This window comes from Rhodococcus sp. WMMA185, assembly GCF_001767395.1.
In the GTDB taxonomy this organism is placed as follows: Bacteria; Actinomycetota; Actinomycetes; order Mycobacteriales; family Mycobacteriaceae; genus Rhodococcus_F.
The window spans coordinates 569,293-594,532 of the sequence record NZ_CP017014.1 but is presented as its reverse complement, the minus strand read 5'-3'; the positions used below and the strand labels follow the sequence as shown (position 1 = coordinate 594,532).

The following is a 25,240-nucleotide window of genomic DNA, read 5'->3' as shown; positions in this document are numbered from 1 at the left end:
TGTCATCTGGACCCGTCAGTTCTTGAGGAGGTTGGCGTCGTCGACGGAAGCCGAACGGCGGGAACGGAAGATGGTCATGATGATCGCTAGTCCGACGACGACCTCAGCCGCCGCAACCACCATGGTGAAGAAGGCGAACACCTGCCCGTCAAGATTGCCGTGCATGCGGGCGAACGTCACGAACGCCAAATTCGACGCATTGAGCATCAACTCGATGCACATGAACACGATGATGGCGTTGCGCCGCATCAAGACTCCGGCCGCACCGATCGTGAACAGCAGCGCCGCGAGGTACAGGTAGTTCTCCGGATTCATCGTGGGCCTTCCTCACCGGAGTCCTCGGTGTCAGGAGCCGAGCCATCCGCGGGGCCGAGCGCGGGCGGTGGGCCCGCGCGCCGCTCGAGCGACCGGCTGACCGAGAGTTCGGAGAACGACCCGTCCGGCAGCAACGCCGGTATGTCGACCGCATTGTGCCGTGCGTAGACACCGGGACTCGGTAGCGGTGTGACGCGGCCTCCCTCACGGAACCGCTCCTCGGACAACTCCCGTTGGTCCTTTCTCCGCTCGAAGCGTTCTCGGTGCGCAAGCACCATCGCCCCGATGGTCGCGGTGATCAGCAACGCGCCGGTGAGTTCGAACGCCCACACATACCGGATGAAGATGAGCTCGGCCAAGCCTTGGACGTTTCCCCCTGCGTTGGCCTGGCCCAGCCCTTCGAATACTGCGACCGAAGCCCTTCCGAGACCGGCGATCAGGAGGATTCCGAATCCCAGTCCCACCAAGATCGCGGCCACCCGCTGACCGCGCAGATTCTCCACCAGAGATTCCGAAGAGTCGACTCCGATGAGCATGAGTACGAACAGGAACAGCATCATGACCGCGCCGGTGTAGACGACGATCTGCACGACACCGAGGAAGAGTGCGCCCTGCGCGATATAGAAGACCGCGAGGATGATCATGGTCGTGGCCAGAAAGATCGCCGAGTAGACGGCCTTGGTGGCGCTCACCACCCCGAGTGCGCCGATGACGGCGAGGGTCCCGAGAATCCAGAATTGCACCCCCTCACCCGTCGAGGTCTCCGTAAGGGGCTGCGCCACCACCTGGGCCGCAGACGTCATCGCGTTCATCACGCCGACTCTCCTTCTCCCCGCGACTCGGTTTCTTCAGGTTCCGCATTCACATCCTTGGGGCGCCCGGCAGATTGCGCGTCCGCATCCTTGGGGCGCTCCGCAGGCTGCGCGCCTGTACCCACTGCCCCGCGGTAGTAGTCCTCAGCCGTGGTTCCTGGGGCCATCGGGTGCGGCGAATCGACCATGCCGGGCTCGAGTGGGGCGAGCAGTTGATCCTTCTCGTAGATCAAGCCCGCCCTGTTGTCGTCCGCCATCTCGTATTCGTTGGTCATCGTCAACGCCCGGGTCGGGCACGCCTCGATACACAAACCGCACCCGATGCAGCGCAGATAGTTGATCTGGTAGACGCGGCCGTACCGTTCCCCTGGCGAGTAGCGTTCCTCGTCGGTGTTGTCTGCGCCCTCCACGTAGATGGCGTCGGCCGGGCACGCCCACGCGCACAGCTCACACCCGATGCACTTCTCGAGCCCATCCGCATACCGGTTGAGCTGGTGCCGGCCGTGGTACCGTTCCGCGGTCGGCACCTTCTCCTCGGGGTAGAACTCGGTGTTCGGCTTCTTGAACATCGTCTTCAAGGTCACGCCGAAACCTGCTATGGGACCGAGGAATTTACGCATCGCTGTCCTCCCGTGTCGATCCGATGGGGCGCGGGTCGCGCGTGCTTGAAGCTGAAACGGGTGTGCGGCGGAACGTCGGCAGCGTCTGGCCCGGCATGGGAGGCACCGGGAACCCACCGGCCATGGGGTCGAACGGTTCGAGAGTTTCCGGCGACGTTTGAGAGCGCGGCTCAGACTCGACACGTTCGCCGGGCCCCTCGATGCGGCTCCGACGCAGGCGGTTCCACAACAGCGCCAGTACGACCAAGGCGACGATCAACCCCGCGAGAACCAGGGCGATCGAAGAAACCTCGTAGCCCTCGTTGCGGAAAGCACGGACCGTCGCGACGACCATGACCCACACCAGGGCGAACGGGATGAGAATCTTCCACCCGAGACCCATGAACTGGTCGTACCGCAGCCGGGGCAAGGTGGCTCGCAGCCAGACGAATACGAACAAGAACGCCCAAACCTTGAGCGTGAACCACAACACCGGCCACCAACCGGAGTTGGCGCCTTCCCACAGGCTCAACGGGAAGGGGGCGCGCCAGCCGCCGAAGAACAAGGTGGTCGCGAGCGCCGAGACCGTCACCATGTTCACGTATTCGGCGAGCATGAACATCGCGAAGCTCAGCGAGGAGTATTCCGTGTGGAAGCCGCCGACCAGTTCCCCCTCAGCCTCGGGAAGGTCGAACGGGGCCCGATTGGTCTCCCCGACCATGGAAATGGCATAGATGAGGAACGATGGCAGCAGCAGCAACACGTACCAGGTACTCTCCTGGGCCGCGACGATCCCCGAAGTGGACATGGTCCCCGCATACACGAATACGGCCGCAAAAGTCAGGCCCATCGCGATCTCGTACGAGATCACCTGCGCCGTCGAGCGCAGGCCTCCGAGCAGCGGGTAAGTGGAACCCGACGCCCAGCCGGCCAGGACGATGCCGTAGACGCCGATCGAGGTGGCCGCGAGAACGTAGAGGACCGCTACCGGCAGGTCGGTCAATTGAAGCGCGGTGCGGTGGCCGAAGATCGATACTTCGGGGCCGAAGGGGATCACGGCGAAGGCCATGAACGCCGGCACCGCCGCAATGATCGGCGCGAGGATGTAGATCGGCTTGTCCACCCCTTTGGGGACAATGCCTTCCTTCAATGCGAGTTTGATGCCGTCGGCCAGACTTTGCAGCATCCCCCGGGGCCCAACCCGGTTGGGGCCGACCCGCATCTGCATCCAGGCCATGATCTTGCGCTCGGCGAGGATAGTCACCAGCGGGGTCAGTATGAGGAAGATGAAGATGGCCAGGGCCTTGCCCAGCACGAGCCACCACGGATCGTGACCGAAAAGCGTGGGGTCGGGGTAGATGCCTTCGGCAGTCATTGGGAACCTCCCGAAGTGACGACGTCGGAATCCGTCGCACGGCGGATGCGCACGACACTGCCCGCCGTGGTGGCCAACTGCCGGTACACCGCGGAACTGGGCGAGTTCATCGGCAGCCACACCACCTGATCCGGCAGGTCGGTGACTGCCAACGGCAATGTGACCGTTCCCCGTTCTGAAACGACGGTCACCAAATTCCCTTCAGCGGCACCGATCTCCGCGGCCGCCCTCGCAGACAGCCGCACGACCGGGGTGCGCGCCGTGCCAGCCAGGTACGGTTCACCGTCCTGCAACCGACCCGCGTCGAGCAGCATCCGCCAGGTCGACAGCACCACCTCGCCGGGACCGGGGACCCGTTGTGGCCGCTGCGGGTGGCGCGGTGGAGCCGGGAAGTCACCATCCCATGCCCCGAGCCGGTCGAGTTCGCGCCGCGCGTTAACGGCGTCGGGAAGGCCGAGCGCTACGCCCATCTCACCCGCGAGCGCGTGTAGCACTCGCTGGTCCGGCATCGCACCCGTGTCTCGAAGGGCGGTGTCGAAATCGCGTGTGCGACCTTCCCAGTCGAGGAAGGTACCCGGTTTTTCCATCACCGGCGCCACAGGGAAGACGACGTCCGCACGATCGGTGATCGCACTACGACGTAACTCCAGACTCACAACGAATCCGGCGGCCTCGACGGCTGCGAGTGCAGCCTGTGGGTCTGGGAGATCGTCGACCTCGACGCCGCCGAACACCAGCGCTTCGAGGGTCTTTGCCTGCGCAGCCTCGAGGATGCCCTCGACATCGCGGCCGATGGTGTCCGGCAAGTTCTCGAGGTTCCAGACCGCAGCGACCTGCCGCCTCGCCTCCGGGTTGTCGACGGGCCGGCCACCGGGCAGAAGGTTCGGCAGGGCACCGGCTTCGAGCGCACCCCGTTCACCCGCCCGCCGCGGCACCCAGGCCAACCGAGCCCCGGTGTCGTCGGCCAATCGCACAGCTGCGGAGAGCGCCCCGGGGATGGCGGCGAGTCGCTCACCGACCATGATCACCGCACCCGGTTTCCGCAACAGCTCGGTGATTCCCGGGTCGGTGCTTGCGATGCGGATCGCGTCGAGGATTCCGGGTTCGGCACCCGGTGTGGCCTTCAGCAATCTGCCCGACATCTTCTCCAAACCGCGAGAGGCGTAGGGGGCGATCGAGTACACCGGCAGCGCCCTTCCTCGCGCCGCCTTGCGCAGCCGAAGGAAAACGATCGGCGACTCCTCCTCCGGCTCGAACCCGGCGAGCAGGACGACAGGTGCCTCGTCGAGGTCTTCATATGTGACAGCGAGTCGCTGCCCCGCCACGCGTGCGGCCAAGAACTCGGCTTCCTCGACGGAATGGGATCGAATCCGGAAATCGATATCGTTGGTGCCGAGTGCGATTCGCGCAAACTTCGCATAAGCGTATGCATCCTGCCACGTCGACCGCCCCCCGACGAGGACTCCGGCGTTGCCCTGGGAGGCGGTCAGCCCGCGTGCAGCGACGGCCAAAGCCTCGGACCAGGATGCAGGCGACAAGGTACCGTCTTCGCCGCGGACCAAGGGCGAGGTGATGCGGTCGGGTTCAGTGGCGTAGGCGAACGCCCACCGCCCCTTGTCGCAGTTCCATTCCTCGTTGACCTCGGGATCGTCGCCGGCCAGGCGGCGCAACACCTTGCCCCGTCGGTGGTCGGTGCGCTGAGCGCACCCACTCGCGCAATGCTCGCAAACGCTGGGACTCGAGATCAGGTCGAACGGACGGGCGCGGAACCGGTAGGCCGTTCCCGTCAACGCACCCACTGGGCAGATCTGCACAGTGTTGCCCGAGAAGTACGACTCGAACGGTTCCTTTGCGTAGATGCCGACCTGCTGAAGCGCTCCGCGCTCCTGGAGGTCGATGAAGGGGTCGCCCGCGATCTGCTCCGAGAATCGGGTGCAGCGGGCGCAGAGAACGCATCGCTCACGATCGAGGAGAACCTCCGTGGAAAGCGGAATCGGCTTGGGAAACGTGCGCTTGACCCCGCCGAACCGCGAGTCGGCCCGGCCGTTGGACATTGCCTGATTCTGCAGCGGGCACTCGCCACCCTTGTCACATACGGGGCAGTCCAGCGGATGGTTGATCAGCAGCAACTCCATCACGCCCTTCTGCGCCTTGTCTGCCACAGGTGAGGTGAGCTGAGTCCGCACGACCATGCCCTCGGTGACGGTGGTGGTGCAGGAAGCAAGCGGCTTGCGCTGTCCTTCGACATCGACCAGACACTGCCGACAGGCTCCGACAGGATCGAGCAGTGGGTGGTCGCAGAACCGCGGGATCTGGATTCCGATCGACTCTGCCGCGCGAATTACCAACGTACCCTTGGGAACACCGACCTCGATACCATCGATAGTGATATTGACGATTTCTTCACTCACGGGCGACTCGGCTTTCACGCGTGCACCCCCGCCATGAGGGTGGACTGATGCGGATCGAACGGGCAGCCGCCCTGCTCGAAATGTGCGAGGTATTCGTCACGGAAGTACTCGATGGAGGACATGATCGGGCTGGCCGCACCGTCACCGAGCGCGCAGAACGCCCTGCCGAGAATGTTGTCCGAGATGTCGAGCAGCTTCTCGAGATCCTCCTCGGTGCCGTCCCCTCGCTCGAGACGCCGCAGGATTTGCACCAGCCAGTAGGTACCTTCCCTGCAAGGCGTGCACTTGCCGCAGGATTCGTGCGCGTAGAACTCGGTCCAGCGCAGCACTGCGCGTACCACGCAAGTCGTGTCGTCGAATATCTGCAATGCCTTGGTGCCCAACATTGATCCGGCTGCTCCGACGCCTTCGTAGTCGAGTGCAACATCGAGATGGGCATCGGTGAATATCGGCGTCGACGAGCCGCCGGGGGTCCAGAATTTCAGTCGGTGCCCGGCACGGACGCCCCCTGCGTATTCGAGCAACTCGCGCAGCGTGATCCCCAGTGGCGCCTCGTATTGTCCTGGGCTGGTTACATGCCCGGACAGGGAATAGAGCGTGAACCCGGGCGACTTGTCACTACCCATGGACCGGAACCACTCGACACCGTTCACGATGATCGAGGGCACGCTGGCGATCGACTCGACGTTATTGACGACCGTCGGCGATGAATACAACCCGGCGACCGCTGGGAACGGCGGCCTGAGCCTCGGCTGGCCGCGGCGCCCCTCCAACGAGTCGAGCAGCGCTGTCTCCTCACCGCAGATATATGCGCCGGCACCGGCATGAACCACCAACTCGAGGTCGTAACCGGTGCCCAGGATGTCCTTGCCGAGGTAGCCGGCCGCATAGGCCTCGACGACGGCAGCCTGCAGCCGCCGTAGCACCGGGACCACCTCGCCGCGCAGGTAGATGAACGCGTGGCCGGCGCGGATGGCATACGCCGCGATGATGATGCCCTCCACCAGGGTGTGGGGCGTGGCCAGCATCAGCGGAATGTCCTTGCATGTGCCGGGCTCGGACTCGTCGGCGTTCACCACCAGGTAGTGCGGTTTGTCATCGCCCTGCGGGATGAACGACCACTTCATCCCGGTCGGGAAGCCCGCACCGCCGCGGCCGCGTAGTCCCGCGTCCTTGATGGTGGAGATCACCTCGTCCGGGTCCATGCGCAGCGCCTTCTGCGCGCCCTCGTACCCGCCGTGTCCACGATAGGTGTCGAGGGTCCAGGAGGTGGAATCGTCCCAGTATCGGCTGAGGACAGGGGTCAGTGGCATGTCAGTTCCCCTTGCGTCCGTTGTCGGCGGGTGGTGGTGCTTCCGCGGTGGTAGCAGCCTCTACTTCCGAAGGGTCCGGCGCCGTCATACCCAACTCCCGTGCGACGCGCAGGCCGGCCAGAGTAGGTGCGCCCGCGATCCCGCCCTCGACCGCTCCGGGGCGTTCATCGGGAAACCCTGCCAGGATGCGGGCGGTCTGACGGAACGTGCAGAGCGTCTCTCCTCTGCTCGGAGTAACCGCCTCACCCGAACGCAGATCGTCCACCAGCGAACTCGCCGACTCCGGCGTCTGGTTGTCGAAGAACTCCCAATTCACCATCACGACCGGGGCGTAATCACAGGCCGCGTTGCACTCGATGTGGTCGAGCGTGATCTTGCCGTCTTCGGAGGTTCCGCCCGGGGCTAGATCGAGGTGCTCTTCCAGTGCGGCGAGGATTGCATCGCCGCCCATGATCGCGCACAGCGTATTGGTGCAGACGCCTACGTAGTACTCCCCCGTCGGTTCACGGCGGTACATCGAATAGAATGTGGCCACCGCAGCCACCTCGGCACCGGTGAGTCCGAGCGTGGTGGCACAGAATTCGATACCGGCCGGGGTGATGTACCCGTCTTCCGCCTGTACGAGATGTAGCAACGGCAACAAGGCGGATCGGGAATCCGGATAGCGCTCGACGATCGATGCCGCGTCGGCTTCGAGCCTCGTCTGCACATCCGGCGGATACTCCTCGCGGGCACCCGGCCGGACCAGTTGCGTCTCCTCCTCCGGCCTGGGGCCGAACTCTATGAACACAGGATCTCTGCTCGCTGCACCCACGGGTGTCACAGCCAGGCCGTGTGTCGCTGCCTCGTCACTCATTCGCTGCGCTCCCTTTCCCTCCACGCGAGACCCAACCGCTTGGTCGAGAGGACCCTGTTCATCGGTCGACACCGCCCATCACGGGATCGATGCTCGCGACAGCTGCGATCACGTCGGCGATCATCCCGCCCTCGCAGGTTGCGGCCACCGACTGGAGATTGGTGAAAGACGGGTCGCGGAAATGCACCCGATACGGTCGGGTACCCCCGTCACTGACCATGTGGACACCGAGCTCGCCTCGCGGTGATTCCACAGCGGTGTAGACCTGCCCTGGGGGAACCCTGAAGCCCTCGGTCACCAACTTGAAATGGTGGATCAGAGATTCCATCGACGAGCCCATGATCTTCGCGACGTGTTCGGGTGAGTTACCCAGGCCGTCTGGGCCAAGTTTCAAGTCCGCCGGCCAGGCGATCTTCTTGTCCTCTGCCATTACCGGGCCGGGCCGCAACCGATCGAGGCACTGCTCGACGATCTTCAGCGATTCCTTCATTTCGTCGACCCGGATCAGGTAACGGCCGTAGGAGTCGCATGTGTCGGCAGTGCTGACCTCGAATTCGTAGTTCTCATACCCGCAGTACGGTTGCGACTTGCGCAGATCGTGCGGCAGACCCGTGGCGCGCAGCATCGGTCCGGTGACTCCGAGAGCCATGCACCCGGTGAGATCGAGGTACCCGATGCCCTCAGTGCGCCCCTTCCAGATGCGATTGTCGTTGAGAAGGTTCTCCATGTCCCGCAGCCGCTCCGGCATCAACGTCAGCAGTTCACGCACCTTTTCGACCGCTCCCGGCGGCAGGTCCTGAGAGAGTCCACCGGGCCTGATGTACGCGTGGTTCATGCGGAGCCCGGTGATCATCTCGAACACGTCGAGAACCAATTCGCGCTCACGGAATCCGAAGAGCATCGCACTGACCGCGCCCAGTTCCATGCCGCCGGTGGCGAGGGCTACCAGGTGCGAGGAGATGCGATTGAGTTCCATGAGCATGACCCGGATGACGTTGGCCCGCTCCGGGACCTGCTCGGTGATGTCGAGCAGTTTCTCGACGCCCAGGCAATAGGCCGCCTCGTTGAAGAACGGCGACAAATAGTCCATACGGGTCACGAAGGTGACACCCTGCGTCCAGTTTCGGTATTCGAGATTCTTCTCGATTCCGGTGTGCAGGTAGCCGATCCCGCACCGGGCTTCGGTTACGGTTTCGCCCTCGATCTCCAGGATCAACCGCAGAACACCGTGCGTCGACGGATGCTGCGGGCCCATGTTGACGACGATCCGTTCCTCACGGGACTCCGAATCCGCGTCTCCCGAGGCCGTCTTCACCGCATCGACGACCTCATCCCAGTCTTGACCGGAAACGGTGTAGACGGTGTCTTCGCTCATCACTTGTACCCCCGGCGTTCGTCGGGTGGCGGAATCTCCGCGCCCTTGTACTCGACGGGGATTCCGCCGAGCGGGTAGTCCTTGCGCTGCGGATGGCCGGACCAGTCGTCGGGCATCTGGATGCGGGTCAGCGCCGGATGCCCGTCGAAAACGATGCCGAAGAAGTCGTACGTCTCCCGCTCGTGCCAGTCGTTCGTCGGGTATATCTCGCTCAGCGAAGGAATGTGTGGATCGGCGTCCGGGACCGCAACCTCGAGCAGTATGCGACGGTTGTGCGTGATCGACAGAAGCGGGTATACGGCGTGTAATTCGCGACCCGCGTCCTGCGGGTAGTGCACCCCGCTGACGCCCAGGCACATCTCGAAACGCAGATCGGGCTCGTCGCGCACGGTACGAGCGACCTGCCGCAGATACTCTCGGCGCACACCGAAGGTGATCTCTCCGCGGAAGACGACGACCTTCTCGATCGCCTCCTCGAAGGCCACGCCCGCCTCGGCCAACGCCGCATGAAGGCCGTCCGCGACGTCGTCGAAGTATCCGCCGTAAGGACGTGGCGTACTTCCCGGTAGCAGGACGGGGCGAACGAGACCCCCGTATCCGGAGGTGTCACCTGTGCCCTGCACACCGAACAGTCCACGGCGTACGTCGATCTGTTCGGGGACACCACTCAATCCGCTTTCGGTCGGCACTACTTCGTCCCGGGATGGCTCACCCGCCCCCGAGCCACTCAACGGAGGAGACCTTTCATCTCGATCGTGGGAGTCGCCGCCAGTGCCGCCTGCTCTACTGCACGCGCCACCTCTTCGCGGTGGACACCGAGAGGCATCTCCTGGATCTTCTCGTGCAACGTGAGGATCGCGTTCAGCAACATCTCGGGGCGCGGAGGACACCCTGGCAGGTAGATATCGACGGGTACCACGTGGTCGACGCCCTGCACGATTGCGTAGTTGTTGAACATGCCGCCGGACGACGCACAGACACCCATAGCAAGCACCCACTTCGGCTCGACCATCTGGTCGTAGATCTGCCGCAGAACGGGGGCCATTTTCTGACTGACTCTGCCTGCGACGATCATCAGATCAGCCTGTCTCGGCGAGGCGCGGAACGCCTCCATGCCGAAGCGGGCGAGATCGTAGCGTCCACCCGCGGTCGCCATCATCTCGATCGCGCAGCAGGCGAGCCCGAAACTTGCCGGCCACAATGAGCCCTTACGGAAGTAGCCCGCGAGCGACTCGACCGTGGTCAACAGGAAGCCACTCGGCAGCTTCTCCTCGATGCCCATATCCGACTTTTCCCTTCCGACTTCCCTTTTGGATCGCTTTCGAGACCGATCAATCCCAGCTGAGACCGCCACGTCGCCACTCGTATGCGTAGGCGACGGAGACGTTGAAGATGAACAGGGCCATGGCAACCAAACCGAAGACACCGAGCGCGTCGAAATGCACGGCCCATGGGTAAAGGAACACGATCTCGATATCGAAGATGATGAACAGCATGGCGGTCATGTAGTACTTCACCGGGAAACGGGCTGAGCCGATGCCGTGCGGCGCCGGCTCGATACCGCATTCGTAAGCTTCGAGCTTGGCGCTGTTGTAGCGCTTGGGGCCGACGATTCTCGATATGACTACGGAGAAGACCGCGAACGCTACCGCGACCGCTCCGAGCACGAGAATCGGCACATACACATTCATGCCAACCCCAACTCCCCTCTTCACGAGTTGCCGCCCGATTCCGGACTGTCGTTTCCGAAGCTACGCTCTTGTGAGTTATCGCACAGCGTACAAGGCTTGTCGTCAAGCCCGGCGGGTTTGAGCGAGCGAGTTACGACAGATCTCGCAGAACGGAATCCCTATGCGGCACAGGATGTTGGTCGGCTCGTCAACGGGCCGGAATTGGCTCCGAAAAACCTAGGCAGGCAGTCGGGTGCGCAGGAGCGCTATGACCGCTTCCGACAATTCGAGCGGATCGATCGGGTGCGGCACCGCCGCCTCGGCGCGCGACCAAGAGGCCAGCCAGGCGTCGTCGGGGCGCCCGGTGAGGACAAGAATCGGAGGACACCGGTCGATCTCGTCCTTCAACTGCTTGGCGATCCCCATTCCGCCGGCCGGTACTGCTTCCCCATCCAGAATGGCGAGATCGATGCCGCCCGCATCCATCTGCGCGATCACGACCGCAGCGGTCGCTACCTCGACGTACTCCAACTCCGGCAGGTCTGGGTGCGGACGCTTTCCCAACGCCAGGATGACCTTCTCACGGGTGTTCGCGTCGTCGCTGTAGACGAGGACACGCAGCCGATCGGGACGGGTCTTATCAGCGGTCGCGTCGGTCACGGACTCGATGCTACCGGTCTGACGACCTCGAGACCTGCGGCACGCGGTGACCGAGATCGGAAGATCCAACCCGAATCGAAACGCCAAGAATGCGCTCGGCTACAACCTCTCGGCAATCGCGAGTGCGGTTGAGCCGAGCCTGGGCAGCCGGAAGTCCGCGAAGGGTGTCAGCATGTTACCGAGCCGGTTCGTGACGAAGGCGACCGACAGCCCCGTATCCGGATCCGCGAAGGCACCGGATCCTCCTAACCCATAGTGCCCAAACGTATTCCGAGGTTGCCTTCTCCGGGCTACCATCCCCGCGTGATACCCGAGACGCCAATTCATCGGGATGCCCAGCACGTAGTCTCGCGCGGTCGTTTGCACCTCGCTCACCTGCGCCACCACCTCCGGCCGGAGGAACTCGCTGCCGCCGACTGTGCCGCGGTTCGCCAACGCTCCGTACATCCTGGCCAGGGCCCGGGCGTTGAAAACCCCATTCCATCCCGGCATAACGCTGTCGTGGATCGCGGGGTTGCGGACGAGGAGATCGAATCCGGCAGGCATGCCGGCATCCGCCACGTCGCGCAACCCGGGCAATCGCGACATTGCGAACGAAGTGGCCGCCCACGGGACCCCGAAGGGGTTGATACGTGGGAAAGTCTTCGCGATCCGGCCACGTTCACCAACGGGCACCTCGTACCAGAATTCCTTCACCCCGAGTGGTTCGGCGATCTCGGTGCGCACGAGGTCGGTAAACGGCATGCCTGATGCCCGGGAAGTCAGTTCGGCAACGAGCGCACCGAACGTCACCGCGTGATATCCGGGCGCTTTCAGCCTGCGCGGATCCGGTTCGGCAGCCGCTAGGGCCGCGCTGACCAGGGAATGGTCCATCAGACTCAGCGGACCGGGAACGAGCCCACGAACTCGGTGCAGCCCGGCACGATGCGACAGCAGTTCACGGACGGTGATGGCTTCTTTGCCCGCCGCAGCGAACAACGGCCAGTAATGCGCTACCGGCAGGTCGTAATCGATGATGCCTCGATCCGCGAGACGGTGCAGCACGGTGGACGCAACACCCTTGCCCGTAGAGAACGTGAGGGTGACGGTGTCTTCCTTCCACCGGGTCTCGCGGCTCGACCAGCCCGCCCACACGTCCACGACCGGTTCTCCGTGCAGGTATACGGCCAGCGCGCCGCCGCCCTGACGGGTGTCGTGGAAGAGTGCAAAGAACTGATCGACGAGCATCCCGAACCGGCGGTCCACCAGCATTCTCGCCGGAGCCCGTACGGTACGGCCCATCAACGGCCACGGCGTCGTGGTAGTCATAGCGACTCCTCTCGCCGTCCTTCACGTGAATGCGATACACGTTTAACATCCTGTTTACACACTTCAGGACGGTCGCGCCCGTCGCTCTGGGCCTGCGTGATCGCTTCGTGCCCATACCGCAACGGGAAAGTATGCCCCGACCAGCGGTTTGAGGCCTACTCTCGATTATTTGGGTTCTAGAGAGTTGAAGTACTCCAACCTGACCTCGACATCCTCGACGAGCCTCGTAGTGGTCTGGATTCCCAGCGAATGCTCCTTCAGCAAGTCACACAACCGGTCGCCGTCGATGAGATCGATCGGCGGCGCGCCATCCCTCTTCGACTCGGTCCGGGCGTCACCGGTGAATGTGCCGGTGGTGATCAGCAGACCCTTCTCGCCGCGGCCCGCCATCGCTCCACGGAAATCGCGCACCGCTCCGGCGCCGACACTGCCGCGCTCGCGCTTGCACTGAAAGAACACCGGGAAGCTGAGCAGGGAGAGCTGGTACACCCCGAGCCCCTCGACGTCCCCATCACCCCCGCGCGCGGTAACGGACGCACTCGAGAATCCCGCCTCCCGCAGCAACCGTTGGGTCAACCGCTCGAACGCCGGCGGCGACATCTTCAGAACGGTGTCGAGCAGGAGGTCCTTCCAATCCGCATCGTTCTCGGCCTCGGCGATGTTCGCATCCGGTTCGTCGCTTCGACGTGAAGCAGCCTTCGCCGACTTGCGGGCCGCATTCCGCTTGCGGTTCTCCGCGGAGAACTCGGCGTGCAGGGGGCGGATCTCGCTCTCGGTCACCTCTCGCCCCTTCTCCGTCACGCTCCACACTCCGCGCCGACTGTTGGTCAGCAGGCCCATCCCCTTCAGATACGTCCGGGCCCAGGCCAACCGGTACTCGATTTCCGTGCTGGGACCGTCGCCGTGCAGAACCGACTGCACGTCGGACGAAAGACCTTCGCGCTCAACGACCGCACTGTCGAGTTCCTCGTTCGACGCCGAGCCACCGAGAGCAATGGCGGCCTGAAGCGCCGGCCACAAGAGGTCAACGTACTGGGGAACATGAACGGTCATGACCACAAGCATGCCGGAATCGCCCGAGTCGCCCGCACACGGACCCCGATCCGTTCATCCCGCCCCGCCCTGCCGCCGTAGGGCTTCTTCACGGTTCTCGACCTGAGAGCGGTAGATGGTCTTCCCCGACCGGCGCACGATGAGGTAGGCGATTCCCACCGCAATCATCCCGGGCACGAGCACGCCGATGCTGCCGGTCATCTCTGCCACCATCAGCATCACCGCCAATGGGGCGCGGGCGATGCTGCCGAAGCAGGCCATCATTCCGACGATGACGAACGGCGCCGGACTGTCCGGAATGCCCGGGGCCCAGGGTTCGAGCACGCGCCACACCGCAGCACCCGTGAACGCACCGATCACCAATCCGGGTCCGAAGATACCCCCGGACCCACCTGAACCGATCGACAGCGAGGTCGCCAGAATCTTCGCGAGCGGCAGTACCAACACCACCCACAACGGGATCGCCTCGAGGTCGATGCGCGACATCGACTGCTGGATCCAGCCGTACCCACTGCCCAACACCTCCGGCAGCACCAGCGCCAACAGTCCGACCAGCAAACCGCCGACCGCGGGTTTGAGGATCCGACTTCCCGGAAGCAGGCGAGTGAGATCTACCGTCGTATAGAAGGTTCCGCTGTAGAGAAGTCCGACCAAACCACCGAGGACGCCGATCAGGGCAAACCAGACCAACTCGAGTGGTGCGACGAAGACGTACTCCTCCGCGGCGGTCCCGAACAGAGGTCCGAAGCCGACCAAGCGGCCGAACACCGCATAACTGACTATCGACGTGACAAATGCTGGGATCAGAACGTCGAAATCGAAGTCCTCCCGGTACGGGATCGTGCAACACAACACAGCGCCCCCGAGTGGGGCACCGAAGATTGCACCTATGCCCGAGCCGATTCCGACCGCCACGGCGATCCTGCCGTCCCGCGGTGACAGGTCGAGCCGACGAGCCAGCAACGACCCGAAGCCGGCCGAGATCTGGGCCGTCGGACCCTCGCGGCCGCCGGACCCACCTGACCCGATGGTCACCGCCGAAGCCACGATTTTGACGAGAACGACACGCACACGGATCATTCGGGGATCGCGATGAACGGCGTCGATTGCCGCATCGGTGCCGTGACCCTCGGCTTCCGGAGCGAGCTTGAACACGAGGATCCCCGAGACCAGACCGCCCAAGCACACCACGAGCGGGATCGCCCAGGGCCGCTCGAATCCCCTGCTTTCGCTCAAACCACCGTCGCCCGCTGCGGTCGGTGGTTGGTAGCCCCCCAGCTCCACGAGCAATAGTCGAGTAGCCTCCGCCAAGGCGAAGTAGAACGCGGTCGCTCCCAGACCCGCTATCACCCCGATGGCCGCGCCCAGAACGATCCATTTACGCAGGTAGGTTGCGTTGTTGATCCAGGTTCTCGCGGACATCTCGATCTTTCGCGCAGACCGCGATCCTGCCACCACCGCCGATCACCCGAGTTTTCCGAAAACCGTCTGGCCCTCCATGATCGTGGCGAGGACGTTCAGATCAGCAATCTCGTCTGGGTCCACGAAGAGCGGATTCGACGACAGTACAACGAAATCGGCGTGCATACCCGGCTTGATCGCCCCGATGACATCATCACTGTGCAGATGCCAAGCCGAGTTGATCGTCTCCGCGCGGAGAGCCTCCATGACGGAGATCCGCTCCTCGGGTCCGAGTACGCGTCCCGACCGAGTACGGCGTGTGACGGCGTCGGCGATGTTGCGTAGCGGGTTGGCCGGGGTGACCGGGGCGTCGTTGTGGAACGAGATACGCTGCCCCGCGGCAATTGCGGAAGCAGCTGCCGCCCAGGATGATCCACGCTCCGGACCGAACAAGTCGTCGACGAGAACGTCTCCCCAGTAGTAGAGGTGGTCGACGAACATGCTGCACGTGACGCCGAGTTCGGCCGCACGACGGAACTGGTCCGGGGTCATGGCCCCGACGTGCTCGAGCCGCAACCGGTGGTCCTCGCGCGGTGCCTCCGCGAGCATTCGCTCCCAGGCGTCGAGCACGACGGTGACCGCATCGTCTCCGTTCGTGTGAGCGGAGATCTGCCAGCCTTTCTCGAAGTACGGTTGGCTGATCTCGAGAACCTCGTCCTCGGTGTAGTTCGCCTTGCCGCGGGTCCCGGCGAGGCCCATCGCGCGCGTGGCGTCCGAATCGATGTACGGAAAGCTGGTGGCCGCGTTACCTACCCAGGGCGAACCATCCGCCCATATCTTGATGCCTACCTGCCGGACCAGGTCGTTGCCCACACCCGGAGACACCTCGGTGGAATGCTCCGGGTTCGACATCTCGTACAGACGAAGGCGGGTGGTGAGCGCGCCCGATCTCGAGAACGCGGTCAAGGCGGTCCGGAAGTTCGGGTCGAACGCCATCTCGCTGGTCGTGGTGACACCGGCGGCGTTCAATCGCGCACATTCCGCCGACAGCAGTTCGGGGAGCCGAGCGATGCCCCCGGCAAGTAGCTTTGCGGCTACCGCCATCACCGCGGGCGCCTCGAAGGCCGAGCCGTCGAGTTCACCGGTTTTGTCCCGGCCGAAGCTGCCCCCCTCGGGATCCGGCGTGTCACGGGTCAACCCAGCCTCCCGCGCGGCCACGTCGTTGAAGAAGGCAACGTGCCCGCTGTTGTGCAAGATCACCAGCGAGCTGTCCGGGCCGACAGAATTGAGCCACTCGCGGGTCGGTTCCGGTAGACCCCTCTGCAACAGGGGGTCCCAGCCGTTGAGGACGGCGCCGTCGGGATGGTCGTCGACGGCCTTGTGCACGGCCGCTACAACTTCTTCCGCATCGGCGATGGTGACCGGCCTGATGTCCACTACCGGTTCGCCGAGAAGCAGTGAAGAGTTGAGCGGGTGCCCGTGCGCTTCTACGAATCCGGGTAGCACGCAGGCTCGTCCGAGGTCGACGGTGACCGTGGTAGGCCCTATCAGGGGAATTACCGCAGCGTCGTCGCCGACAGCCGCGATCCGCCCGTCGCGCACCGCAACGGCCTGAGCGTGAGGCCGGTTGTCATCCATGGTGACCACGTCACCGAAAAGCACCAGATCGGCAGTCTTGTCAGACTTCTTGCCCATCAGTGCACCCTCCCGTCGGACCGGGCGAGGACGACCCCCAACGCGCCGGCAGCGAGTGTCGACCGTGATTTCACACTACAACTACTTAGCAGGCGAAATGTGCGAATAGCGCGTATGTAATACACGTCGGCCCGACGGTTCGATCAGTTCTCTGACACCGTGATCTCGGCCTGATCGACGTTGACGTCTCCGCCTGGATTCGCGGTTCCCTCCGTGGAGATCCGGTCCTTGTCTATCCCCTGAGCTTCGAGCGCGCTGGCGACGGAATCGGCACGTTCCTCTGCCAATTGTTGCGCAGCAGCCTCGTCGGACATGTCTGCATATGCCTCGATCTCGATTGCTGCATCACTCGTCTTCAGCGCTACCGCGATGGCCGTGAGCGTCACATTGGAGACCGGGTTCAATTCCGAACTGTCGGCTTCGAACTGGATCGGCACAGACGAGATCGCCGCATTGATGGCATTCTGGGTAGCCTCGATCGCCGCGTTCACCGCGGACGTCGCCGTAGCTCTGATACTGGTAGCCGCGCCCTCCAACGGGCCGGGCTCCGACATCGTGGTGGTTACCGGAGTTTCATCCGAATCCTCGCTGGAACAGCCGGCTACCCCGGCAAGCGCAATGGCAGCCACTGCGCCGCCGCTGACGATCGTCTTGCGAATCATCTCGATTCCCCTCGCGGTCGATATCGTCCGGAATGCCTACCCTTCGTGAGGATAGACCGGGTGCCCCGGACGCAAGGGCGAATCGACCGCCCCGTTCAAGCGATGGTCGTGTGCCACACAATGGCCGCGGCGAGCGCACCCGCGCCATTCAGCGCCCAATGCAGCGCAATCGGCGCGATCAGGCTGCCGCTGCGGCGGCGCAGCCAGGTGAACACCATTCCCGCACCCGCAGTGGCGACCACCGCCGCCGCAATGCCGAGAATCTGCCCGATCACACCGCCGCCGAGAATGCTCGACAGTCCCTTGTTTCCTGAGGTCAGCCCCAGCGACGACGCGATGTGCCACAGACCGAACATGAGCGATCCCGCGGCGAAGACTCCGCGTGCACTGCACACACGGTCCAGCGTGCCGTGGAGCACACCACGGAATGCCAGTTCCTCGGGGATCACGGTCTGCAGTGGGATGACGATCATCGAGGCGACGAGCGCACCGGAGAGAGTCGCGTACCGGTCGGCCATGAAGAAGGGGCGAGTCAGCGGCAACGCCGCTCCGATCGCGACAACGGAGATCACCAGGCCCATCGCACCGAGGGCGTACAGCGAACCCCGGCGCCAGTGTCTCGGGGAAAGCCCCAACTCGGCCCAGCCGAGCCCTCGGCGGCGCGTCAGGACGAGCAGCACGACAGCGGCGATCGGCACCGTCGCGATGCTGGCCCACGCGGTGGTGAAGTGTGCGATCAGATTCGTGCCCACCAGGACGACCACGACGATCGCGATATCCAGATAGGCGTGCAGCCTCGGCCGCCCCGCCCGACCCCCCGTTGACTGTGTGTATATGGCCCCCGCGGAGTTGGATTCGATAGTCATACGTGCGGCCGGTCTCCTTCGAATTGCATCCGGAGAGTGTACGGATTTACCGGCTCCGACCTGTATGAGCTTTCCCACTCTGTGTGGACCGACGCACCCTCGACACGCGGGGCCCCATCGCCGCGGCTAGCCTGAGTGCGAACTTCAGACCACCCGCTGTCCAGGAGATAGAATGGCCGACTTCGTGTACGAGGACCTGCTGCCGATCGGTGAGGACCGCACCGAGTATCGGTTGCTGACCACCGAGGGGGTATCGACCGTCACCGGACCGGACGGCCGTACCTTCCTGTCCGTCGAACCCGAAGCGCTGCGCCTGCTCACCGAGACCGCTCTCCACGACATCTCGCACTACCTGCGCAGCGATCATCTGAAGCAGCTCGCAAGCATTCTCGACGATCCGGAAGCGTCGAACAACGACAAGTTCGTCGCGCTGGATCTACTCAAGAACGCCAACATCGCCGCCGCGGGTGTCCTGCCCATGTGCCAGGACACCGGTACCGCGATCGTGATGGGCAAGCGTGGCCAGCACGTTCTCACCCCGGGTGACGACGAGAAGGCGATCGCGCGGGGCGTCTACGACGCCTACACCCGGCTCAACCTGCGGTATTCCCAGAATGCGCCGATCACGATGTGGGACGAGAAGAACACCGGAAGCAATCTCCCGGCACAGATCGAGCTCTACGCCGACACCGCAGCCGGCCACGAGAACGCCTACAAGTTCCTCTACATGGCCAAGGGCGGTGGCAGCGCGAACAAGTCCTACCTGTTCCAGGAAACCAAGGCGATCCTGAACCCCGACGGCATGATGCGTTTCCTCGAAGAGAAGATTCGCGCCCTCGGCACAGCGGCCTGCCCGCCGTACCATCTCGCGATCGTGGTCGGCGGTACCTCGGCCGAGTTCGCGCTCAAGACGGCCAAGTACGCGTCCGCGCACTACCTCGACGAGCTCCCCAACGAGGGTGCGATCACCGGCCGGGGCTTCCGTGACCTCGAGCTCGAGGAGAAAGTCCTCGAGCTCACCCGCAAGATCGGGATCGGTGCCCAGTTCGGCGGCAAGTACTTCTGCCACGACGTCCGCGTCATCCGTCTTCCGCGTCACGGCGCTTCCCTCCCTGTGGCACTCGCCGTATCGTGCTCGGCGGACAGGCAGGCCAAGGCGAAAATCACCCCCGAGGGCGTCTTCCTCGAGCAACTCGAGTTCAACCCCGGCCAGTTCCTCCCCGAGGTCACCGACGCCCAACTCGATGCCGAGACCGACGGCGTCTCCGGCACGGGCAAGGGTGCCGCCGTCAAGATCGACCTCACCAAGCCGATGCCGCAGATCCTCGCCGAGTTGTCGAAGCATCCAGTCAAGACCCGGCTGTCGCTGACCGGTCCACTGGTCGTCGCCCGCGACATCGCCCACGCCAAGATCAAAGAACGCCTCGACGCCGGCGAGGAGATGCCGCAGTACCTCAAGGACCACCCGGTGTACTACGCCGGGCCGGCCAAGACGCCCGACGGCATGGCATCCGGTTCCTTCGGTCCCACCACGGCCGGCCGGATGGACTCCTACGTGGAACAGTTCCAGGCTGCGGGAGGGTCGATGGTGATGCTCGCCAAGGGCAACCGCTCCAAGCAGGTCACCGACGCGTGCAAGTCGTACGGCGGTTTCTACCTCGGATCCATCGGCGGCCCCGCGGCACGTCTGGCCCTCGACTGCATCAAGAAGGTCGAGGTGATCGAGTATGAGGAACTGGGCATGGAAGCGGTCTGGAAGATCGAGGTCGAGGACTTCCCCGCGTTCATCGTGGTCGACGACAAGGGAGAGGACTTCTTCGCCCACACCGGTGAGGTCACGTTGACCGTCGGAAAGCGCCCCGGCCTATAACAACTGAACGGATCTCATACATCCGGCGACGCGGCACTCATCGACTTCGCCCACGAGCTTGTTCGACGGCCGCAGAGATGTGCATGGACACCACGGGACCGTGACCCGGCACAATGGTCTCCGCGTTGAGAACTGCGAGGTGATCCAGGGCGGCGACGGTGTCCTGCTTCCCATGGTCGAAGACCTGAGGGAGCAGTTGCGGACCATCGACTTTCGACAGCGCATGCGCTGTGACCAGCGCATCGCCGGTGATGACCACACCGTGTTGGGGAAGGTGATACGCGCTGTGCCCCGAGGTGTGCCCGTGGGTAGCCACCGGGACCGGAGCACCGGGCAGGTCGAGCGGGCCGCTCGAGCCGAACGCCTGGGCGTCGTCGATAGAAAGTGACCGGGTTGCACCGACGCGGGCGATGCGTAGGAGCCAGGGCAGCACGCCGTGCTTGTGCAGCATCGGGATGAAATCCTTGCCTTTTGCCTGCTCGAGATAATCCCTTCGCGCATGGGCGACTTCGGTTGGGTCCGTGAACACCGGAGTTCGGTAGCGTTCATGGAAGCTGACGATCGCGCCCATGTGATCGATGTGCGCGTGGGTGAGCAGCATGCCCTGCACATCTTCTGGGCTTCGACCGAGCGAGTTGATTGCGTATTCCACGGCGCTGACGTCACCGGGATAGCCGCCGTCGATCAAGGTCAGGGCGTCGCCGTCCCGCAGAATCACTACGTTCACGTCGGTCCCGGAAGCACGGAACACATTGGGTGCTACTTCGTCCGCGATTGTCACGGTTCAACTCTATGCATCTCGCAGGATCTATCGGCTCGCTACGAGTGCGTCGATCCACAGGTGAAGGGAAGTCCGCAGTGTCTCGGTTTCATCGGCGAGAGAAGCGTCCGCGCCCAGCTTCCTTGCCCCGAAAGCGAAGTCGAAAACCAGCCCCTCGAGCAAGGTGATGAGATCACGCGCGGCAGCCGAGGGGTCAGATGCACCCAGAGAATCCATCAGTACCGTCGCTGCCGAGAGCGAGAACAGGCACGATGCCAGCCCCTCTTGTAGCTCGTCATCGCCCGCTGCATCGGTCATCAGCGCATACCGCGCGAGTACGTCTCTACGACGTTCCACCATGAGCGCTTCGAGTTGGGACACGATCAGGCTCGCCGCTTCCCGGGTCGTCTTCGGAGGGGCGGATGGCGCGGCGTCGCGGAACTGCTCTCTCGACCGGCAAGTCAGGTGTGCGATGGCAGCGGATACCAGGGCGCGGCGGGTGCGGTAGTAGTACGAGGTCGAACCCCGCGGCAGGCCGAGACGTGCGTCGACTCTCTGGTGCGTAAGCGCGTGATTGCCGCCCTCGGCGGCGAGATCCAACGCAGCACCGCATATGAGGTCACGGCGTGAACGACGGTGAGACATATCTCGATCCTCCCAAGCCTCTACGATAGTAGAGTTTTGCCCATGCGTTGGAGTCGTCGAGCTTCACGATCAAGCCGCCCCTTACAGCTGGATCCCGCTGTATTCGTTACGGCAGCGGAAGAACTGGGATTCACGCTCGATGATGCGCAACGGCAGGCGATAGATGCCCTCGCGACTACCGATCGGAACCTGTACCTGTGGGGGCCATCGGGTCGGGGCAAGAGCTGGTTGATGGCTGCCTACTTTGCTGCACTGCCGACCGACAGGAAGGGGCGGATTCATTTCCACGAGTTCTTCCGCGACCTTCACCTGGCTATCCGGCGGCACGGCAACGACCTCGCTGCGGCCCTGGAGGATCTCCTCGGTGCGCTGGATGTCGTGTGCTTCGACGAATTCCACATTCACGATCCCGCGGACGGCAAATTCATCGCCCGGCTGCTGCCCGCGCTGCTCGACCGGGAGATCCGGGTCATCTTGACCTCGAACTACCAACCACAATCCTTGCTGCCCAACCCGCTCTTCCACGACGACTTCGTGCCCACCATCGAGTTGATCGAGCAGAATCTGACTATCGTCTGCGTCAACGGCCCCGTCGACTACCGCACCATCTCCAACCACGAGGCCGGGTTCGCCGCCGGTTTGTGGGTCAGCCCCGGATCCCCAGAACAGGTCCATCATCTCGGTCTCAATCCACCGAATTCAGACGAACGCACGATACTCGCGCCGGCCGGGCACCCCGTGCATGTCCGCCGCGCAGCGGACGATTGGCTGTGGATCGAATTCCCCGACCTGTGTGGGAGGACCACCGCACCGATCGACTATCTCGCACTCGCCCGAGACTTCCAGAAGTGGGTGATCAGCAACGTACCTGACCTCGACACGGCCGGACGCGAACCAGCGCAGCGGTTCGTCAACGTCATCGACGTCCTCTACGACCGCGATGTGACTCCCGTGTTTCTTGCAACCACGCCCCTCGACGTCCTCACCAACGGCGCGCAACTCCCCGTCGACATCGAACGAATCAAGAGCCGCCTCGGTCAACTAGGCCGAATCGAATCCGACAAGGCCGAGTTCTAGGGGGCGCGCGGCAATTCACCCCATCCTCGACCCCGCCTACACTCGGCAGAGGATTTCGGTGTGGAGCAGAGCGAACCAGCCGTCGCGCTCACGCACCCACGAATGCCATCCTGCCGCAATGTGTTCCAGATCGGCTCGAGTGGCGAACCCTAGTTCGATTGCGCGGTCGGCGGTGGTCGAGTGGAGAACGCGATCGGCCCAGGATCCGCCCCACCACGCGCGATCGGAGTCCGATGAAAAGCACCACGTGCTCGCTGTGGTCGCGAAGTCGGCGAGACCGGCCTCCTGTGCCCATGCCCGAAGACGCCGCCCGGCATCGGGTTCACCCCCGTTCGCCCGCGCGGTGTCCTTGTACAGCGCCAGCCACCGGTCGAGTTCCGGCGTCTCCGGATACCAGGTGAACGTGCCGTAGTCAGCGTCCCGGGCGGCGACGATTCCCCCCGGCTTGCAGACACGCTTCATCTCGCGCAGTGCCTGCACCGGATCGCTGACATGCTGCAGCACCTGGTGTGCATGCACGACGTCGAAGGTGTCGTCGGGGAAGTCGAGTGCGTGAACGTCCGACACAGACGTCTTCGTGTTCACGACACCACGTTTCGCGAATTCGGCGCGTGCCAGGTTCAGCGCCTCGTCATTCACCTCGACGGCGGTGACCACCCCGGGAGCTACGAGCTCCGCAAGATCTGCGGTAATGGTCCCCGGACCGCAACCGACGTCGAGCAGCGTCATTCCTGGGTCCAAGTGCGGCAACAGGTACCCGGCAGAGTTCTCCGCCGTACGCCACCGATGGTTGCGTAGCACCGACTCGTGATGACCGTGCGTGTAGACCCTCTCCCCGTTTCCCATATTCGCCAGGTTAACCACCTGTACCGGATTATGGGATAGGAATCTCACATAGCGAGATCACATACGGTCCGGGTCGGATGGAATCTTCGCTCAGGTCCAGAGCGCCGCAACCAGAACGGTGACGATGGACAGCCCGCCGACCACATGCGCCACGTTCGGGTTCTCGGACCCCTTCTTCTGCTTGCTTCGGAAGATCTCGGCCAGCGCAAGAATCACGAGCGACAGTACGAGCTTCACACCGATCTTGATGTGGTTGTAGTCCTTGTCGAGTGCACCCTCGCCGAGGCCGACGAGAATGAGTCCGGTCACGAATTGGGCTCGCGCACCCCACACCATCACCTCGGAGATCCGCGGCGCGGAGAGTACGGCGAAGTAGCCACCGACGAGAGCGGCCATACCGAGAAGATGGCTGACGAAAACAAGGTTGTACAGGACTGTCATGCCCACAGCTTAGAGGCCGGACTCAGCCGCTCTGCAGCGGGAACCAATTGTGACGATTGAGTGGTTTGTTCGGTTTGGATAGGCTGGTAAACGGCTGTAGGTACTTTCGGTGCCGACAGCCATGCCACCGAAATCCTCGTCACAGACCACGCGGCTGAACGCTCACCACAACAACAAAATAGGAGTGTGTGATGCCCGACTTCACGATCAATCGCCAGATTCAGGCTCCCATCGAGAAGGTGTGGAGCGTACTCAACGACTTCGGGAACATCGCCCGGTGGAACCCCGGGGTGAAGAACTCCGAACTGACATCGGACGGGCCGGTGAGCGAGGGGACGACCCGGCATTGCGATCTCGCACCCCTCGGCGGCGTCGACGAACGAATCGACACCTACATCCCGAACGAACGCATGACGGTGAACCTCTACGAGACGTTCAAACTGCCGATCTCCGGCGGCGTAGCCGATTTCAACATCGCACCGCACGACGACGGCACGGAATTGACTCTCCACTACAGCTACACGCCAAACCTGTTGGGGCGTCTAGCGAAGGGTTCCACTGACAAGCAGTTGCGCAAAGGTATCGGTGGCTTGGCCGACGCCCTGCAGGAAGAGAGTGAACGCAGCCCCGCCGGCTGATCAGCCAGACACTATCCCCGCCTCGATCGCCGCCTCTCGATAGGAAGCGGCCAAGGTGGCGACGGTTTCGTGCGCGTTCAGCCCGCTCGGGTTGGGCACCACCCACAGCTCCGCGCCCTCGAAGCCGCGCGGCTGCTTTCCCTTTTTTGCTTTCCGGTTCCCCAAAGCGGTGCGATAGGCAGTGACGCCCGCAATCGCAACGACCCGAGGAGCGTTGTCACGCACCACGACTCGAAGCCGATCGGCGCCTGCCGTCAACTCCTGGGCCGTCAACTCGTCGGCCTTCGACGTGGCGCGCGGCACCAGATTGGTGATTCCGACACCGCGCTCGACCAGATAGCTTCGATCCGCATCCGACATGCCGTCCGTCGGGTCGATCGGGCGCCCGATGATCCCGGCGGCCAGCAGTGCCGGATAGAACCGGTTGCCCGGCCGGGCGAAATGCGCCCCGGTCGCGGCCGTCCACAATCCCGGGTTGATTCCGACGAACAGCAGGCGGCAGGCCGGCCCGATGAGGTCTGGGACCTCAGCGCCTCGGAAAGACTCCAACTCCGCGCGGGTGAAACTCACAGCCGACCCGCCTCCGCATTCC

General features: G+C 63.7%; 26 protein-coding genes. 3 read left to right on the top strand and 23 right to left on the bottom strand.

The window, feature by feature from the left end:
- Positions 1-15: 15 nt before the first annotated feature.
- The 18 genes from nuoK to BFN03_RS02430 form a co-directional block, all read right to left on the bottom strand.
- Positions 16-315 (bottom strand): NADH-quinone oxidoreductase subunit NuoK, encoded by a 300-nt coding sequence (gene nuoK / locus BFN03_RS02515; RefSeq protein ID WP_070377679.1) that lies wholly within the window; start codon positions 313-315, stop codon positions 16-18.
- Positions 312-1,127, bottom strand: a complete 816-nt coding sequence (locus BFN03_RS02510) for an NADH-quinone oxidoreductase subunit J (RefSeq protein ID WP_070377678.1) — start codon at positions 1,125-1,127, stop codon at positions 312-314. The genes nuoK and BFN03_RS02510 overlap by 4 nt, the downstream gene beginning before the upstream one ends.
- Positions 1,127-1,747 carry an NADH-quinone oxidoreductase subunit NuoI gene (gene nuoI / locus BFN03_RS02505; protein WP_084385474.1) on the bottom strand — a complete coding sequence of 207 codons (621 nt, stop codon included), beginning with the start codon at positions 1,745-1,747 and terminating at the stop codon, positions 1,127-1,129. Before nuoI ends, BFN03_RS02510 begins: the two co-directional genes overlap by 1 nt.
- Entirely contained in the window at positions 1,740-3,101 is a 1,362-nt protein-coding gene (gene nuoH, locus BFN03_RS02500) for an NADH-quinone oxidoreductase subunit NuoH (protein ID WP_070377677.1), read from the bottom strand. The genes nuoI and nuoH overlap by 8 nt, the downstream gene beginning before the upstream one ends.
- Complete coding sequence (locus BFN03_RS02495) at positions 3,098-5,512, bottom strand: NADH-quinone oxidoreductase subunit G (RefSeq protein ID WP_157109552.1); 2,415 nt, start codon at positions 5,510-5,512, stop codon at positions 3,098-3,100. The genes nuoH and BFN03_RS02495 overlap by 4 nt, the downstream gene beginning before the upstream one ends.
- Positions 5,513-5,526: 14 nt before the next feature.
- Positions 5,527-6,825: an NADH-quinone oxidoreductase subunit NuoF gene (gene nuoF / locus BFN03_RS02490; protein ID WP_070377675.1), complete on the bottom strand. Its 1,299-nt coding sequence runs from the start codon at positions 6,823-6,825 to the stop codon at positions 5,527-5,529.
- A 1-nt stretch (position 6,826) separates the two neighbouring features.
- Positions 6,827-7,648 (bottom strand): NADH-quinone oxidoreductase subunit NuoE, encoded by an 822-nt coding sequence (nuoE, locus tag BFN03_RS02485; RefSeq protein ID WP_442971898.1) that lies wholly within the window; start codon positions 7,646-7,648, stop codon positions 6,827-6,829.
- A 91-nt stretch (positions 7,649-7,739) separates the two neighbouring features.
- Positions 7,740-9,056: an NADH dehydrogenase (quinone) subunit D gene (nuoD, locus tag BFN03_RS02480; RefSeq protein ID WP_070377674.1), complete on the bottom strand. Its 1,317-nt coding sequence runs from the start codon at positions 9,054-9,056 to the stop codon at positions 7,740-7,742.
- On the bottom strand, positions 9,056-9,745 hold the full coding sequence (locus BFN03_RS02475) for an NADH-quinone oxidoreductase subunit C (RefSeq protein WP_070377673.1): 690 nt from the start codon (positions 9,743-9,745) through the stop codon (positions 9,056-9,058). Before BFN03_RS02475 ends, nuoD begins: the two co-directional genes overlap by 1 nt.
- Positions 9,746-9,783: 38 nt before the next feature.
- Positions 9,784-10,338 carry a NuoB/complex I 20 kDa subunit family protein gene (locus BFN03_RS02470; RefSeq protein WP_070377672.1) on the bottom strand — a complete coding sequence of 185 codons (555 nt, stop codon included), beginning with the start codon at positions 10,336-10,338 and terminating at the stop codon, positions 9,784-9,786.
- Between the two features lie 49 nt (positions 10,339-10,387).
- Positions 10,388-10,747: an NADH-quinone oxidoreductase subunit A gene (locus BFN03_RS02465; protein ID WP_070377671.1), complete on the bottom strand. Its 360-nt coding sequence runs from the start codon at positions 10,745-10,747 to the stop codon at positions 10,388-10,390.
- Positions 10,748-10,963: 216 nt separating this feature from the next.
- The gene (locus BFN03_RS02460) at positions 10,964-11,386 is read right to left on the bottom strand and encodes an Rv3143 family two-component system response regulator (protein WP_070380552.1); all 423 of its coding nucleotides are present in this window, start codon (positions 11,384-11,386) and stop codon (positions 10,964-10,966) included.
- A 99-nt stretch (positions 11,387-11,485) separates the two neighbouring features.
- A complete protein-coding gene (locus BFN03_RS02455) occupies positions 11,486-12,694 on the bottom strand; it encodes a serine hydrolase domain-containing protein (RefSeq protein WP_070377670.1) in 1,209 nt (402 codons plus the stop codon).
- 165 nt (positions 12,695-12,859) lie between these two features.
- Positions 12,860-13,759 carry a restriction endonuclease gene (locus BFN03_RS02450; protein WP_070377669.1) on the bottom strand — a complete coding sequence of 300 codons (900 nt, stop codon included), beginning with the start codon at positions 13,757-13,759 and terminating at the stop codon, positions 12,860-12,862.
- Between the two features lie 42 nt (positions 13,760-13,801).
- Positions 13,802-15,169, bottom strand: coding sequence for a chloride channel protein (locus BFN03_RS02445; RefSeq protein WP_070380551.1), 1,368 nt, complete (start codon positions 15,167-15,169; stop codon positions 13,802-13,804).
- Between the two features lie 42 nt (positions 15,170-15,211).
- Positions 15,212-16,843: an amidohydrolase gene (locus tag BFN03_RS02440; protein WP_070377668.1), complete on the bottom strand. Its 1,632-nt coding sequence runs from the start codon at positions 16,841-16,843 to the stop codon at positions 15,212-15,214.
- Positions 16,844-16,986: 143 nt separating this feature from the next.
- Positions 16,987-17,505 carry an OmpA family protein gene (locus BFN03_RS02435; protein ID WP_232320409.1) on the bottom strand — a complete coding sequence of 173 codons (519 nt, stop codon included), beginning with the start codon at positions 17,503-17,505 and terminating at the stop codon, positions 16,987-16,989.
- A gap of 95 nt (positions 17,506-17,600) precedes the next feature.
- Positions 17,601-18,371: a CPBP family intramembrane glutamic endopeptidase gene (locus BFN03_RS02430; RefSeq protein WP_070377667.1), complete on the bottom strand. Its 771-nt coding sequence runs from the start codon at positions 18,369-18,371 to the stop codon at positions 17,601-17,603.
- Positions 18,372-18,543: 172 nt separating this feature from the next.
- Here BFN03_RS02430 and BFN03_RS02425 point away from each other — a divergent pair, with 172 nt between their 5' ends.
- Positions 18,544-20,241: a fumarate hydratase gene (locus tag BFN03_RS02425; RefSeq protein ID WP_070377666.1), complete on the top strand. Its 1,698-nt coding sequence runs from the start codon at positions 18,544-18,546 to the stop codon at positions 20,239-20,241.
- A 37-nt stretch (positions 20,242-20,278) separates the two neighbouring features.
- Here the strand turns inward: BFN03_RS02425 and BFN03_RS02420 are convergent, their stop codons facing one another.
- Both BFN03_RS02420 and BFN03_RS02415 read right to left on the bottom strand, forming a co-directional pair.
- Complete coding sequence (locus tag BFN03_RS02420) at positions 20,279-21,022, bottom strand: MBL fold metallo-hydrolase (protein ID WP_070377665.1); 744 nt, start codon at positions 21,020-21,022, stop codon at positions 20,279-20,281.
- A gap of 27 nt (positions 21,023-21,049) precedes the next feature.
- Positions 21,050-21,646: a TetR/AcrR family transcriptional regulator gene (locus tag BFN03_RS02415; RefSeq protein WP_070377664.1), complete on the bottom strand. Its 597-nt coding sequence runs from the start codon at positions 21,644-21,646 to the stop codon at positions 21,050-21,052.
- A gap of 42 nt (positions 21,647-21,688) precedes the next feature.
- Between BFN03_RS02415 and zapE the strand changes: the two genes are divergently transcribed.
- Positions 21,689-22,723, top strand: coding sequence for a cell division protein ZapE (zapE, locus tag BFN03_RS02410; protein ID WP_070377663.1), 1,035 nt, complete (start codon positions 21,689-21,691; stop codon positions 22,721-22,723).
- Between the two features lie 36 nt (positions 22,724-22,759).
- Here zapE and BFN03_RS02405 read toward each other — a convergent pair whose 3' ends face one another.
- Together BFN03_RS02405 and BFN03_RS02400 are read right to left on the bottom strand one after the other, a co-directional pair.
- On the bottom strand, positions 22,760-23,569 hold the full coding sequence (locus BFN03_RS02405; RefSeq protein WP_070377662.1) for a class I SAM-dependent methyltransferase: 810 nt from the start codon (positions 23,567-23,569) through the stop codon (positions 22,760-22,762).
- 90 nt (positions 23,570-23,659) lie between these two features.
- Positions 23,660-24,010 (bottom strand): hypothetical protein, encoded by a 351-nt coding sequence (locus BFN03_RS02400; protein ID WP_070377661.1) that lies wholly within the window; start codon positions 24,008-24,010, stop codon positions 23,660-23,662.
- Positions 24,011-24,201: 191 nt separating this feature from the next.
- Here BFN03_RS02400 and BFN03_RS02395 point away from each other — a divergent pair, with 191 nt between their 5' ends.
- The gene (locus BFN03_RS02395; protein ID WP_070377660.1) at positions 24,202-24,648 is read left to right on the top strand and encodes an SRPBCC family protein; all 447 of its coding nucleotides are present in this window, start codon (positions 24,202-24,204) and stop codon (positions 24,646-24,648) included.
- On the opposite strand, the gene BFN03_RS02390 is transcribed toward BFN03_RS02395, so the two are convergent.
- Positions 24,649-25,218: a mismatch-specific DNA-glycosylase gene (locus BFN03_RS02390; protein ID WP_070377659.1), complete on the bottom strand. Its 570-nt coding sequence runs from the start codon at positions 25,216-25,218 to the stop codon at positions 24,649-24,651.
- Between the last annotated feature and the right edge of the window lie 22 nt (positions 25,219-25,240).